Raw genomic sequence first — 12,915 nt, 5'->3', positions numbered from 1 at the left:
GTGGGCCAATATAATAAAGATGCCTCATCCAGGCGTATTCCTTAATGGCATAGATTTTTGTAACACCGTCGGATGCAACCCCGTTTAACCACCGCCAGATAATTCCTTGTCGTTTTATCATCACGTGTGATGATAAAACGATACACCGTCAGACGGCCATTTCATTAACCAAGTCTCACCGTGGCTTTTCCCGATAAATCCGTTGGTTGCTCCACCAGGATGAAAAGAGCGTACCCGCTAAAGCGCATCCGGTTCACCGGTGAGCGGATCCTCATTTTCAGTCTGCGCGGGTCAGAAGACGATGGGGATACCTGACCTCCGTGCCGCAATGGTGCGTTTTACCATTTCGTAACCATTGACTCTGGTCCAGCATCCTGAACCATTCAAAAACAGAAAACCAGCGTGCGGAGAGCGCCATTTAAAGGCTGAAAAGTTAAATGTTGTGACTGAATATGTATATATCTTGCTGCATTCGAGTGATACATTTTTCACCTGTGTAACAGTCAGGGTTTCTGCGGGGTGCGATGAATCAGGAGGCGTTGGTCAATCAATGGTTATCCGATATGTCAGGCGGCCAATGGCAACTTGAGGATGGTGAGTGTCATCTGAGTCATAGCGACGGAGAGCACTACTGCTCCATTCAGCTGAACTCATCCCGGTTATTGATCATGTTTCCCATTGAGCCGGCCGCATTGCCGCAGGATGCGGAATTACACAAGAATTTGCTGCTGCTCAACAACCATCCCGAGATTATTGGTTTTGCGTCATTTTCGTTAGCTGAAGACAACCTCACGGTGGTGCTGTCGACGGCGCTGCCCTGTGAGGCGATCAGCATTCAGTCGGTGGCCGAGTTTTGGCAGCGTTCGGGGCAGGCGCGCAATGGGTTGTTTTCAGCAGTTATCGAGACCGAGAGGAGGTAAATTATGTTGATTCACAGTGTTGCCACGCATGTCGCTGCCTCCCGCTCGGCAAGCGGAGAGAGACAAGCCAGTACCAGCGGCTTACAACAGACCCCCAATGTCGCGGCTCCGCTTGCCTCCTCCAGGACTTCGCTCAATACGTCAGCAGTGTCTAGCGCCGATCTGAGGCAGATCAAGGCAGAAAGGATATCACTGGATGACGAGGCGGCCATTAAGGCCATCAAGTCCACCCTCATTGCCGATGTCACGCTGGCAAACTTCCCCTACTCCCAGAATCAGAACGAGCTTCGGGTGGCGACCACTAAGGGGTGGGAGATCGGTGCGGGGAAACTGTTGCAGGATCAGAGCGTCGGTCCGGGGCAGAAGAATCTCGGTGAAAATGGCATCCTCACCAAGAGTGGTTTAACGGCCTACCTCTTCATCAATGAGAGAACCAAGGAAGCACGCGTCGTCTTCGGTGGTACCACCTCCGGTGAAAAAGCGGGGGACCTGACTGCCCGAACCTGGGGTAACTTTGCCTCGACGGTCAGACAATGGCTGGCAAATATAAAGAATGTCTTCTCGGGTACACCGGACAGTTATCGAGAGGCAGCGCAACTGGTCAAAAACCTGAATCAGGAGTTGTCCGGTTATACCTTGAGCGTATCGGGTCACTCCAAGGGGGGGGGCGAGTCCGCCTACGCCGCCATGATGCTGGGAGCACAAATTAAGAAGCCGGTAACATCGATAAACTTCTCCTCCGCCGAGCTTGGCCCGCAATTGAAGCGGGATATTGCCGATGAATTGGCAAAAAATGGAGTACCACCCGAGGATATTGTCCGTGAGTTTAACGCGCTGAGCAGGGATATATTGCATGTCAATATTAAGGGAGATCCTGTTCCGAGCATGCACAGGGTCTTTGGCAGCATTTCAAATATAGGAAAAACCCTGACCCTGCCCAATGATAATCAATCGGGCCTGCATCTTAGCGAACATGTCGACTTCTGTAGCCGCGTCACCAACTGGGCCCATTCGGAAACGATGACGCATCACCATCTGCTTGCCTACTTATTCCCTCCACCTGATCAGCTCGGTCAGGCGAATCGATACGGATAACGGAGATACTTTCGCGCCGTTGCTTGGACTGCCCCGGAGTCGGCGGTAAATTCTGTCCCCACGACGAGGCCTGTTTACAGGCCTCGGTGCAGCCACAATCAGCACTGCCTCCCGAATGCCCATGCAGTGCTGAAGTCATAAGATTGACTCAATGCTGTTATTGATGATACCGCATGGCATCAACAGATGTTGCAAACGGAGTATGCGAATACATCAACCTTGTCGGTAAAAAAATCAGACTGCAGCGGCAGCGCCATCAGTTTAAACGTTGGGTTAATCAAGCCCTGTAACGCCCGGTGTGGCAGGTTGCACTCGCGCTTTATCATCAGAGCCGCAGTGATAGCCATATCGGTGTAGTGAAGCGGTCGGCCCCGACGCTCAGGGGGCGTTTTCAGTCCATGTGGCAATGGCCGGGTCGTCACGCCAGAGCGCCAGCGAAGCGCGCTGCCGAGTGCTCTGTCGTCGTCGGGCCAGTGGGGGATTGTGAACTTTTGCCTTGCCACAGGAGAGCTGATGTCGTGAGGATGACCGTGATCTGATCCGGCGATCCGCTAAAAGTTCGATGTATTCAACAAGGCCCAGTTGGAGCAGGAGTAAGTTGGGGGCAGTTATCGATACCGCATCCTGTATCAGTTCTATTTGGATGATGAGCGGCGGCTGCCAACCGCCGCGCCAGCGGGCCGTTTCATGCGAGTCAGAGCAGGACGTAGCGCGCGTACGCAGGCTGGGCATAACACGCCGCCGGACGCCGGATCGGCGCGGTCCCGCTTTATTGTATATCCTCTCCGCTGCACTCTTTATAATATGTTGATAAACAATATCATAGCTAATAAATCTGCGGGAAAGGCTCGTCGTTGAGGCGGAGGGGTAAAACGTTTGCTTTTATAGGGCTCTTTTTGTCTTTAATCAATTCCAATTGAGGTCAACTTACCTGATAATAACGCCCCGTTTGGCAACGGGAATCAGGAGATCTCATGTTCTACCCTTTTATCAGGAAGGCCCTCTTTCAACTCGATCCGGAACGCGCGCACGAGTTTACCTTCAGGCAACTGCATCGCATCAGCGGCACGCCACTCATCGGACTGCTCCGCCAGTCGGTACCGAGTAAACCGGTCAGCTGCATGGGGTTGTCATTTAAAAATCCGCTCGGTCTGGCTGCAGGGCTGGATAAGGATGGGGAGTGCATTGATGCGCTGGGTGCCATGGGATTCGGCTCGATCGAAGTGGGCACGGTCACGCCGCGCCCCCAGCCGGGTAATGAAAAGCCGCGTTTATTCCGCATTGTTGAAGCGGAGGGGCTAATTAACCGCATGGGCTTTAACAATCTGGGCGTGGATAACCTGGTTGAGAATGTCAAAAAATCTCACTTCGGTGGCATTCTTGGGATTAATATTGGCAAAAATAAAGATACGCCGGTAGAGCAGGGTAAAGACGACTATCTGATGTGCATGGATAAGGTGTATTCCTATGCTGGCTATATTGCCGTAAATATCTCTTCGCCTAACACGCCGGGGTTACGTACGCTGCAATATGGCGAGGCATTGGATGATTTACTGGCTGCGATTAAAACCAAGCAGGCCGAGCTGCAGCAAAAACATGCCAGATATGTCCCGGTCGCTGTAAAAATTGCGCCGGATTTGAGCCATGAAGAGCTGGTGCAGATTGCCGATAGCCTGGTGCGTCATCAAATTGATGGGGTGATTGCCACTAATACAACGCTGGATCGTTCGTTGGTCAATGGGCTTAATCATTGTGCCCAGAGCGGTGGCCTGAGTGGGCGCCCGCTGCAGTTGAAAAGCACCGAGATTATTCGCCAGCTTTCAGCTGAGCTGCAGGGGCGACTGCCTATTATTGGCGTCGGTGGTATTGATTCAGTGATTGCCGCCCGTGAAAAAATGCAGGCGGGAGCATCCTTAGTGCAGATTTATTCCGGCTTTATCTTTAAAGGGCCGGGTTTGGTTAAAGAAATCGTTAATCACATCTAATTTTTAATCCTGCCTAATTGAGCCCGGGACTTTATTTTAGTCACGGGCTAGTCTATATTTTCACCAGTATGTCGCTTATTTGCTCAGATGCTGAGTTAATCGCGTACCGTCGCGTGACATTGCTTGGCAGTATCGTTATGTTGCCATGGATTTTTATGGCGTGGGGGGGTCAATGCATGAATATAAAGCCCGGAGATCGCTGGTGCTGGTTTTTTGATCGGCAGCACGATCGTCTGATGTTGGATCTGGCGAATGGCATGGTCTTCCGCTCCCGCTTTCCCTCTAAAATGCTGACGCCAGATGCCTTTGATGCCAGTAGCTTTTGTGTCGATGATGCCGCAAGCTACTACCATTTTGCCGAGCGCTGTCAGGCGAGTGGGCTGGATACGGCGCAGTGTGCCGAGCTGGTATTGAATGCCCTGGTTGCGCAGCGCTTCCTGAAACCGATAATGCCAAAAAGCTGGTACTTTACGCCGCAGCCGGGTCGCTATGTGCCTGAGATGGGAGAGCTGGTCGGTGTGCAGCTGCTCGATACGCCCGACTGGGGACGCCTGCTGGTGATTGCGCCGGGCGCCAGTGCCAGCCTGTGTCTGTTGGCCCAGCCCTCGCTGGCGCTGGCCGGTAAGCGGCTGATGCTGGGAGAGGCAATCAAGGTGATGCATGACCGTTTGCTGCCGCTGAGTACGCATCCGGAGACGCTGTCTGACGACACCACGCTGGCCTGCGCAGGATAACCCTTTACCGCTGCCTCTCTTCGATGTACTTCGGTGCACCACGCGCATGCCGCGTTTTATGGCGATGTTTAGGTAATAATCTGAAAATCGCTCTATTCTGTGTTGCTTTGTACTTTATTTGGACGAATATCCGGTAATGGGCGGGCAATTCCGTTTTTCTTCATGTTATGATGCGCAGCATACCAAACGTCACGATCATCAAGGGAGGTTGATATGTTTGACGCGTCAGGGAGATTCCCGTCGGCGGTGAGAAATACGCTGATCGCAGTGACAACCGTGTCGCTGCTGGCTTTTTCAACGGCATCGCTGGCCGGTCCGAGCCGCACTACCAAGGGTGCGCTGCTGGGGGCGACGGCCGGGCTGCTGTCCGGTAACGGTGTCAACGGCGTACTGAAAGGTGCGGCGCTGGGTGCCGGTGTCGGGGCCATCAGTGAAAAAGGTCGTAAAGGCAAGAAGGCCCGTAAAGGCGCCACCATTGGTGCGACCGTCGGTGCTGTCGCTGGCGTTCTATCCGGTAATGGTATCGAGGGCGCTATCAAGGGCGCGGTCGTCGGCGGCGCCGGCGGCGCGATTATCGGCCGGATCCAATAAAACAGAAGGAATTGAATGTGAAAAAAGTATTATTTTTAGTTTCTGCGCTGGCAGCGGCACCGGCCGTATGGGCACAGTCTTACGATATTAAATCGGGCCTGCCGGCGGATGTATATATGACCTGTGCCGATGCCGGAGAAATGGCGAAGACCGATAGTGCGGGTGTAGCGGAAATCGTTGCTATTATGGGTAACGCCAGCGTTGAAAGTCGTGGCCTGAAAATTGCCAAGACTGCCGGTACGGATAAAGCCGTTGTTGACAAGTTGAATCAGGCGTGTGCTGCCGATCCGCAGATGCTGTTGATTACGGCGATCGATAACGCCATGCGTGCTATTGCTAAATAAGTCAGCGTAGGCCGCGACAACGCGGCCCTATTTCTTCTTGTTGCCAAAGCCAGGGCCAGGCCCTGGCTTTTTGCTGTCCGGCGGCTACAGATTACCGATGCTCATTTATCTCATTGCCTGCATGGTGCGCCAATAAAAATAAAAGAACGTGAGGGGGATTAAGATAGTAAGGTGGTCAGGGGAAATATTTACCTGGGGTTAATCGTGGCAGGCAGAGGCATACTATAAGAGACTATCCCAGTAGGAATATATTGTTGCACCCCGTTTGGACACGGATAGCGCGCAACAACCGGAGCGTACATGCGGTACGTTAGGATGGTGAGCACGGCTCAGGAGCAAAATGGAAAATCAAATAGCCTAATGGGATAGGATCTAAGTACCCAGCATCATGTTGTCATTATTTCATACTGTCGTAAAGCGAGCCTGCTCAGGGAGACCACCACACTCTGCTACGGGGTGAGCGATATTTTCCCCGAGGTCTGGTCACGATACCAGGTGCCTGGGCATCAGGATGATGTTATCGCTATTTTCATTTTTACAGCGCCAGTCTCCGATAATGCCATTATCGTGTCCGCCCTTCACGTCGATCTGCAAGTCTGCTCTACACTGCGTTGGGTGGGGCGCTTCAATACGCAGGTCTGGCAGTGGTAGCATCGCAATCGTATGGCGGCAGGCTAGCCGCCTCGCGTTATTTTTTTACGGTCGGCGGTCGGCGGTCGGCGATCCTCGGCAACGCCGCTACTGTCGGGGGAGGTGTTTCTCCTCGGTATGGTTATCACCGCCGCCGTCGGGAGGGTGTTTCTCCTCGCTTTTACTCCCCTCGTCGCCGCATAGCGGCCCCAGCTTAGGGAAGTCGCTGACGATTCTGGCAATAAAGACCAGTGAATAAATATAGCCCATCAGGACGACTAAAATAGTGGCGTTGCGGGCGGGCCAGGAGACGGCGACGATGTCGCCATAGCCGACGGTCAGGATGCTGATAAATGAGTAATAGAACAGATCGTTAAACATCTGCTGCGGATTATCGCTGATGCCTTTGAACGATCCCGGCTGTAATACCTCGATGCTGGAAAAGATAAAGAGGCCGATATAGCCGATCAGCAGAAAGCCGCTGAGGGCGGCAAATACCATTTCGACGTCGGCGGAGGCAGCGCGGATAACCTTGCGTACGACGACAATGGTGACCAGCGTAAAAAAATATAAGTACAGCATCTTCCCTAACACGATGAAGGGAAGGGAGTCGGGAAAGAACAGGAAGATGATGACATTGAGTACGATCGGCACCGTGACGAAAGCCCGGTTGCGACGCAGAACTACGTTAAACCCGGCGATCCCCTGCAGCGTCAGACAGATGAGGGATTTGGACTGCAAGTCGCCAAGGTTCGGGATCAGATTAATAAAGAATACGCCGATCAGTGAGATAAACAGCCAGCAAAACTGATGCCGTTCAGCTCTGATCTTCAATGAGGCGTGTTGAGAGGGGTGTTTCAACCTGCGCATAATCGTCGAGCCTTGCCTGGAAGACTGAGAGGCATTGCCTCACCAAAGTGGATCAGCCTACTCCATCAGGCTATTTTTGTCTGCTGCATCGGTGCTGGCCGTATCCGGCCGGGGTAAGGGAGCGCTGCCGCGGGAGGCGTTGCGACGCGGATAGCGATGGCGAGGGGGGCAATGTCGGCACCGCGGGCGGTGTGCGGAGGAGAAAATGTGTAAAAAAACGCTGTGGGGATGGCGTGGCGGCAGGGAAAAGTGGAAAATATCGGGTTTATTCCCCAAAACAGCGTGCTTTTGCGTCGTCCGCCAGGCGTTTCCTGCGTAGATGCGGGGAAATATCATCCATAACTGACTGATAGCGATAGTGAAAACATGAAATCTCTTTTTGCCAGCACCGCGCGCGGTCTCGAAGAACTACTGAAAAATGAACTGGAAGGGCTCGGTGCGCATGACTGCCAGATTGTCCAGGGTGGCGTGCATTTCAGGGGAGATGGGCGGTTGCTCTATCAGAGTCTGATGTGGAGCCGCCTGGCGTCGCGCATCATGCTGCCGCTGGGCGAGTTTAAGGTTTACAGCGATCTGGATCTGTACCTGGGCGTGCAGGCGATCGACTGGACGACGCTGTTTGGCATCGATAAGACCTTTGCCGTGCACTTCAGCGGCACCAATGAGGAGATCCGCAATACCCAGTATGGCGCCCTTAAGGTCAAGGATGCCATTGTTGACCACTTTACGCGGAGTATCGACGCGCGTCCCAGCGTGGCCAAGCAGGATCCCGATATCCGTATCAGCGTCTATCTGCAGCGGGAAACGGCGATCGTATCGCTGGATCTCAGCGGCGATGGGCTGCATCAGCGCGGCTATCGCGATGTGACCGGCCAGGCGCCGCTGAAAGAGACGCTGGCGGCCGCCGTGGTGCTGCGCTCCGGGTGGCAGCCGGGTACGCCAATGGTCGATCCGATGTGCGGATCCGGCACGCTGCTGATCGAGGCGGCGATGATGGCATCCGATCGGGCGCCGGGGCTGCAGCGTGAGCGCTGGGGCTTTATGGGCTGGCTCGGTCACGACGCCGATCTGTGGCAGGAGGTGCGGGTAGAGGCGCAGCGCCGCGCCCGCTTGGGGCTGGAGCAGACGACGTCGCGCTTTTTTGGCTACGATCTCGATCGCCGCGTGCTGGAGATGGCGCGCGCCAACGCCCGCCGCGCCGGTGTTGCCTCTCTGATCACCTTTAACGGTGGCGACGTGGCTCAGCTGCATAACCCGCTGCCGGAAGGGCCGCTGGGGACGGTGCTGAGTAACCCACCCTATGGGGAGCGGCTGGAGAGCGAGCCGGCGCTGATTGCGCTGCACAATACGCTGGGGCGCATCATGAAGCGGGCGTTCGGCGGCTGGCAGCTGTCGCTGTTCAGCGCCTCGCCGGAGCTGTTGAGTTGTCTGCAGCTGCGCGCCGAGCGCCAGTTTAAGGCCAAGAATGGCCCGCTGGAGTGTGTCCAGAAGAACTATCGCCTGAGCGCGGCCCCGCAGGCCGACGGCGGCGAGGTGGCGCAGGACTATGCCAACCGTCTGCGTAAGAACCTGAAAAAGTTTGATAAGTGGGCGCGGCAAGAGGGGCTGACGTGCTATCGGGTTTACGATGCCGATCTGCCGGAGTACAACGTGGCGGTCGATCGCTACGGGGAAAAGATCGTGGTCCAGGAGTATGCGCCGCCGAAGAGCGTCGATGCGCAGAAGGCGCGCCAGCGTCTGTTTGACGTGGTCAGCGTGACCCAGTCGGTGATGGGGGTTTCAGGCAATAATCTGATCCTGAAAACCCGTGAGCGGCAGAAGGGTAAAAGCCAGTATGAGAAGCTGGCGCAAAAGGGCGAGTTCATGGAGGTGCAGGAGTACGGCGCCCGTTTCTGGGTCAACCTGACCGACTATCTGGACAGCGGACTGTTTATCGACCACCGCATTGCGCGTCGGATGCTGGGCGAGATGAGCCGCGGTAAGGATTTCCTGAACCTCTTCGCCTATACCGGCAGCGCCAGCGTGTATGCTGGGCTGGGCGGCGCGCGTTCGACCACCACGGTCGATATGTCCCGTACCTATCTGGAGTGGGCGGAGCGCAACCTGCGCCTGAATGGGCTGACCGGGCGTCAGCACCGCCTGGTTCAGGCGGACTGTCTGAACTATCTGCACCACTGCGAGGATAAGTTCGATCTGATCTTTATCGATCCGCCGACCTTTTCCAACTCGAAGCGGATGGAGGGGACCTTTGATGTGCAGCGCGATCACCTGGATCTGATGCGCGATCTGGCCCGGATACTGCGTCCGGGCGGTACCATCATGTTCTCCAACAACAAACGCGGTTTCAAAATGGATCTGGCCGGGCTGGCGCAGCGGGGCCTGCAGGCGCAGGAGATCACCGATCGCACGCTCTCTGCCGACTTTGCCCGTAACCGCCAGATCCACAATTGCTGGCTGGTGACCCACGCCGGCGAGGAGCAGTAATTCCATGTCTTTGATTAGTCTTTCAGGCGCCTGGCTCTCTTTTAGCGATGCGCCGCTGCTGGATAATGCCGAGCTGCACATTGAGCCCAACGAGCGCGTCTGTCTGGTCGGGCGCAACGGCGCGGGGAAATCGACCCTGCTGAAGATCTTGGGGCGCGAGCAGGCGCTGGACGATGGGCGCGTCGTGTACGCCCAGGATTTGGTGGTGTCGCGTTTGCAGCAGGATCCGCCGCGTGATGTCGCCGGTTCGGTATTCGACTTCGTGGCCGGTGGCGTGGCCGAGCAGGCACAGCATCTGCGCGACTACCATGAGCTGCTGCGTAAGGTCGAGCGCGATCCCAGCGAGCAGCACCTGCGCCAGCTGGCGGAGCTGCAGGAGCGGCTGGAGCACCAGGGCATCTGGCGGATGGATGCCCGCATTCGCGATGTGCTGACCAAGCTGGGGCTGGAGGCCGACAGTCCGCTTTCGGCGCTTTCCGGTGGCTGGCTGCGCAAGGCGGCGCTGGCGCGTGCGCTGGTGTGCGAGCCGGACGTTCTGCTGCTGGATGAGCCGACCAACCACCTGGATATCGATACCATTACCTGGCTGGAGGGATTCCTGAAGGAGTTTGGCGGCAGCATTATCTTCATCTCCCATGACCGCGCCTTTATTCGTGCCATGGCGACGCGCATCGTCGACCTCGACCGCGGCAAGCTGGTCTCCTGGCCGGGAGACTATGACGCCTATCTGACCGGTAAAGAGGAAGCGCTGCGGGTGGAAGAGCTGCAAAACGCCGAGTTCGACCGCCGACTGGCGCAGGAGGAGGCGTGGATCCGTCAGGGGATCAAGGCGCGCCGTACCCGTAACGAGGGACGCGTGCGTGCGCTGAAGTCGATGCGTCAGGAGCATGCCCAGCGCCGGGCGCAGCAGGGGAGCGCCAGGATGCAGGCCGAAGAGGCGCTGCGCTCCGGGAAAATCGTCTTCGAGCTGGAGAACGTCAGCTACCACTGCGGCGATAAGACGCTGGTACGCGACTTTTCCGGTCAGGTGCTGCGCGGTGATAAGATCGCTCTGGTCGGGGCCAACGGCTGCGGTAAAACGACGCTGCTGAAACTGATGCTTGGTCAGCTGAATCCGGACAGCGGCAGCGTGCGCTGCGGCACCAAGCTGGAGATCGCCTATTTTGATCAGCACCGCGCCGAGCTGGATCCGGACAGGACAGTGATGGATAACCTGGCCGAGGGCAAGCAGGAGGTGATGGTCAACGGGCGCGCCCGGCATGTGCTGGGCTATCTGCAGGATTTCCTGTTCCATCCCAAGCGGGCGATGACGCCGGTGCGCGCGCTCTCCGGCGGGGAGCGTAACCGACTGTTGTTGGCGAGACTGTTCCTAAAACCGAGCAATTTACTGGTGCTCGATGAACCTACCAACGATTTGGATATCGAAACGCTGGAGCTGCTGGAGGAGCTGGTCGCCAACTACCCGGGAACCGTGCTGCTGGTGAGCCACGATCGTCAGTTTGTCGATAACTGTGTGACCGACTGCTGGATCTTCGAGGGCGATGGCGTGATTGCCCGCTATACCGGCGGCTACGCCGATGCCCATCAGCAGCAGGCGGCCTCGCAGGCGCTGCGTCAGCCGACGGCGACGGATGCCGCACCGCAGGCGCAGAAGGCCGAGGCGAAAACAGAGCGGCGTCGCAGCAGCAATAAGCTGAGCTACAATCAGTTAAGGGAGCTGGAACAGCTGCCGCAGCAGATTGAGGCGCAGGAGGAGCAGCTCGCCGCCCTGCAGGCGCAGGTCGCCTCACCGGACTTCTTCTCCCTGCCACACGGGGAGACCCAGCCGGTGCTGCAGGCGCTGGCGGAGTGTGAGCAGACGCTGGAACAGGCGTATGCCCGCTGGGAATCCCTCGAAACGCAAAAAAATGCCAGCTGATTGAGGCTATAGTCGCAGGGATCATCATCTGCCTGATGGCTGCCGGCGTGCAGCGTATCAGGCTTTTTTATAACCGGATAATCTAATGTGCAGTCAACAGGATACGGAAAACGCCCATATACTGTGCCCACAGTGCGACATGCTGGTTGCGTTGCCCCGGTTAACCTGGGGCACCAAGAGCGTATGTCCGCGTTGTGGTACGACGCTGGCCATGCGCTGGCGTCATCCGCATCTGCAGCCGACGCTGTATGCGGCCAGCGCGCTGTTTCTTTTAGTGGTGGCTAACCTGTTCTCATTCGTCACGATGTCGGTGGCCGGGATCAGCAATGCCATTACGCTGATCCAGATCCCCGGTATGCTGATGGCTGAAAACTACGTCAGTATCGCCACGCTGTTTATGATTTTTGTGCAGGTGATCCCCGCGTTTTGTATGGTGGTGATCATCCTGCTGTGTCTACGCATACCGCTGCCGGTGATGCTCAGGGTGGGACTGGCGCGGATCCTGCTGCAGTGCCGTGCCTGGTGCATGGTGGAGATCTTTCTCGCCGGCGTGTTGGTCAGCTTCGTTAAGCTGATGGCGTATGGCGACGTGGGGGTCGGCAGCAGCTTTTGGGCCTACTGTCTGTTTTGCCTGCTTCAGGTCCGCGCATTTCAGATGGTGGAGCGCCGACAGCTGTGGGATGACATCACCGCGCCGCCACCCTGCAACCTGCCGCAGCGCTGCGGTGAAACCGGGCTGCGACAGGGGCTGCGCTCCTGTGCCTGCTGTACGGCGATCCTGCCGGCGGATCAGCATCAGTGTCCGCGTTGTATGACGACGGGCTATGCCCGGCGGCGCAATAGCCGGCAGTGGACGCTGGCGCTGCTGGTGACGGCACTGCTGCTGTATATTCCGGCCAACCTGCTGCCGATCATGGTCACCCAGGCGCTGGGCAGCAAGCTGACCTCCACCATCATGGCCGGGGTGATCCTGCTGTGGGGCGAGGGCTCATACCCGGTGGCGATGGTGATCTTCATCGCCAGTATCATGGTGCCGTCGCTGAAGATCCTGTCCATCGCCTGGCTGTGTTGGGCATCACATCACGGCGCCGGACGGGACAGTGAGCGGATGCACGTTATTTATGAGATCGTCGAGTTTGTCGGACGCTGGTCGATGATCGACGTATTTGTGATCGCGGTGCTCTCGTCGCTGGTAAGCATGGGGCGTCTGATGAGCATTTATCCGGATATCGGGGCCATTCTTTTTGCCGCTGTGGTCATTATCACCATGATTTCCGCCATGGTGTTTGATCCCCGGCTGCTGTGGGATCGCGAGGACAGAGTACCAACAGGGGAGTAGGAATA

The 12,915-nt window shown here is 56.6% G+C and carries 10 protein-coding genes and 2 pseudogenes; 9 read left to right on the top strand and 3 right to left on the bottom strand.

What is annotated here, in order from left to right; genetic code table 11:
* Nucleotides 1-41 precede the first annotated feature (41 nt).
* Nucleotides 42-158: pseudogene (locus EIEH_RS19720) on the bottom strand (IS5/IS1182 family transposase); the annotation flags it as partial.
* Nucleotides 159-524: 366 nt separating this feature from the next.
* Here EIEH_RS19720 and EIEH_RS11470 point away from each other — a divergent pair.
* The gene (locus tag EIEH_RS11470) at nucleotides 525-920 is read left to right on the top strand and encodes a hypothetical protein (RefSeq protein ID WP_015870728.1); all 396 of its coding nucleotides are present in this window, start codon (nucleotides 525-527) and stop codon (nucleotides 918-920) included.
* 3 nt (nucleotides 921-923) lie between these two features.
* Complete coding sequence (locus tag EIEH_RS11465) at nucleotides 924-2,015, top strand: Tle-like phospholipase domain-containing protein (RefSeq protein ID WP_015870729.1); 1,092 nt, start codon at nucleotides 924-926, stop codon at nucleotides 2,013-2,015.
* Nucleotides 2,016-2,254: 239 nt separating this feature from the next.
* Here the strand turns inward: EIEH_RS11465 and EIEH_RS19045 are convergent.
* Nucleotides 2,255-2,518: pseudogene (locus EIEH_RS19045) on the bottom strand (transposase); the annotation flags it as partial.
* Nucleotides 2,519-2,989: 471 nt separating this feature from the next.
* Here EIEH_RS19045 and pyrD point away from each other — a divergent pair.
* The 4 genes from pyrD to EIEH_RS11445 all read left to right on the top strand — a co-directional run bounded on the left by pyrD (nucleotide 2,990) and on the right by EIEH_RS11445 (nucleotide 5,669).
* Nucleotides 2,990-4,000: a quinone-dependent dihydroorotate dehydrogenase gene (gene pyrD / locus EIEH_RS11460; RefSeq protein WP_015870731.1), complete on the top strand. Its 1,011-nt coding sequence runs from the start codon at nucleotides 2,990-2,992 to the stop codon at nucleotides 3,998-4,000.
* A gap of 176 nt (nucleotides 4,001-4,176) precedes the next feature.
* Nucleotides 4,177-4,734 carry a cell division protein ZapC gene (locus EIEH_RS11455; protein ID WP_015870732.1) on the top strand — a complete coding sequence of 186 codons (558 nt, stop codon included), beginning with the start codon at nucleotides 4,177-4,179 and terminating at the stop codon, nucleotides 4,732-4,734.
* A gap of 246 nt (nucleotides 4,735-4,980) precedes the next feature.
* Nucleotides 4,981-5,325: a glycine zipper family protein gene (locus EIEH_RS11450; protein ID WP_015870733.1), complete on the top strand. Its 345-nt coding sequence runs from the start codon at nucleotides 4,981-4,983 to the stop codon at nucleotides 5,323-5,325.
* A 17-nt stretch (nucleotides 5,326-5,342) separates the two neighbouring features.
* Nucleotides 5,343-5,669, top strand: a complete 327-nt coding sequence (locus EIEH_RS11445) for a YmgD family protein (RefSeq protein ID WP_015870734.1) — start codon at nucleotides 5,343-5,345, stop codon at nucleotides 5,667-5,669.
* A gap of 738 nt (nucleotides 5,670-6,407) precedes the next feature.
* On the opposite strand, the gene EIEH_RS11440 is transcribed toward EIEH_RS11445, so the two are convergent.
* Nucleotides 6,408-7,169 carry a potassium channel family protein gene (locus tag EIEH_RS11440; RefSeq protein WP_015870736.1) on the bottom strand — a complete coding sequence of 254 codons (762 nt, stop codon included), beginning with the start codon at nucleotides 7,167-7,169 and terminating at the stop codon, nucleotides 6,408-6,410.
* 366 nt (nucleotides 7,170-7,535) lie between these two features.
* Between EIEH_RS11440 and rlmKL the strand changes: the two genes are divergently transcribed.
* The 3 genes from rlmKL to pqiA all read left to right on the top strand — a co-directional run bounded on the left by rlmKL (nucleotide 7,536) and on the right by pqiA (nucleotide 12,910).
* Nucleotides 7,536-9,653 (top strand): bifunctional 23S rRNA (guanine(2069)-N(7))-methyltransferase RlmK/23S rRNA (guanine(2445)-N(2))-methyltransferase RlmL, encoded by a 2,118-nt coding sequence (gene rlmKL / locus EIEH_RS11435; protein WP_015870738.1) that lies wholly within the window; start codon nucleotides 7,536-7,538, stop codon nucleotides 9,651-9,653.
* Nucleotides 9,654-9,657: 4 nt separating this feature from the next.
* Nucleotides 9,658-11,571, top strand: a complete 1,914-nt coding sequence (locus EIEH_RS11430; RefSeq protein ID WP_015870739.1) for an ABC transporter ATP-binding protein — start codon at nucleotides 9,658-9,660, stop codon at nucleotides 11,569-11,571.
* Nucleotides 11,572-11,656: 85 nt separating this feature from the next.
* Nucleotides 11,657-12,910 (top strand): membrane integrity-associated transporter subunit PqiA, encoded by a 1,254-nt coding sequence (gene pqiA, locus EIEH_RS11425; RefSeq protein ID WP_015870740.1) that lies wholly within the window; start codon nucleotides 11,657-11,659, stop codon nucleotides 12,908-12,910.
* Nucleotides 12,911-12,915: the final 5 nt, after the last annotated feature.

Source organism: Edwardsiella ictaluri ATCC 33202 (genome assembly GCF_000264785.1).
In the GTDB taxonomy this organism is placed as follows: Bacteria; Pseudomonadota; Gammaproteobacteria; order Enterobacterales; family Enterobacteriaceae; genus Edwardsiella; species Edwardsiella ictaluri.
The sequence above is the reverse complement of the archived record's forward strand: the minus strand, read 5'-3'. Positions and strand labels throughout refer to the sequence as shown.

Bases quoted from the DNA above. Each gene is read 5' to 3' on its own strand.
- EIEH_RS11470 (WP_015870728.1), top strand. From the start codon at position 525: ATGAATCAGGAGGCGTTGGTCAATCAATGGTTATCCGATATGTCAGGC.
- EIEH_RS11465 (WP_015870729.1), top strand. From the start codon at position 924: ATGTTGATTCACAGTGTTGCCACGCATGTCGCTGCCTCCCGCTCGGCA.
- pyrD (WP_015870731.1), top strand. From the start codon at position 2,990: ATGTTCTACCCTTTTATCAGGAAGGCCCTCTTTCAACTCGATCCGGAA.
- EIEH_RS11455 (WP_015870732.1), top strand. From the start codon at position 4,177: ATGAATATAAAGCCCGGAGATCGCTGGTGCTGGTTTTTTGATCGGCAG.
- EIEH_RS11440 (WP_015870736.1), bottom strand. From the start codon at position 7,169: ATGCGCAGGTTGAAACACCCCTCTCAACACGCCTCATTGAAGATCAGA.
- rlmKL (WP_015870738.1), top strand. From the start codon at position 7,536: ATGAAATCTCTTTTTGCCAGCACCGCGCGCGGTCTCGAAGAACTACTG.
- EIEH_RS11430 (WP_015870739.1), top strand. From the start codon at position 9,658: ATGTCTTTGATTAGTCTTTCAGGCGCCTGGCTCTCTTTTAGCGATGCG.
- pqiA (WP_015870740.1), top strand. From the start codon at position 11,657: ATGTGCAGTCAACAGGATACGGAAAACGCCCATATACTGTGCCCACAG.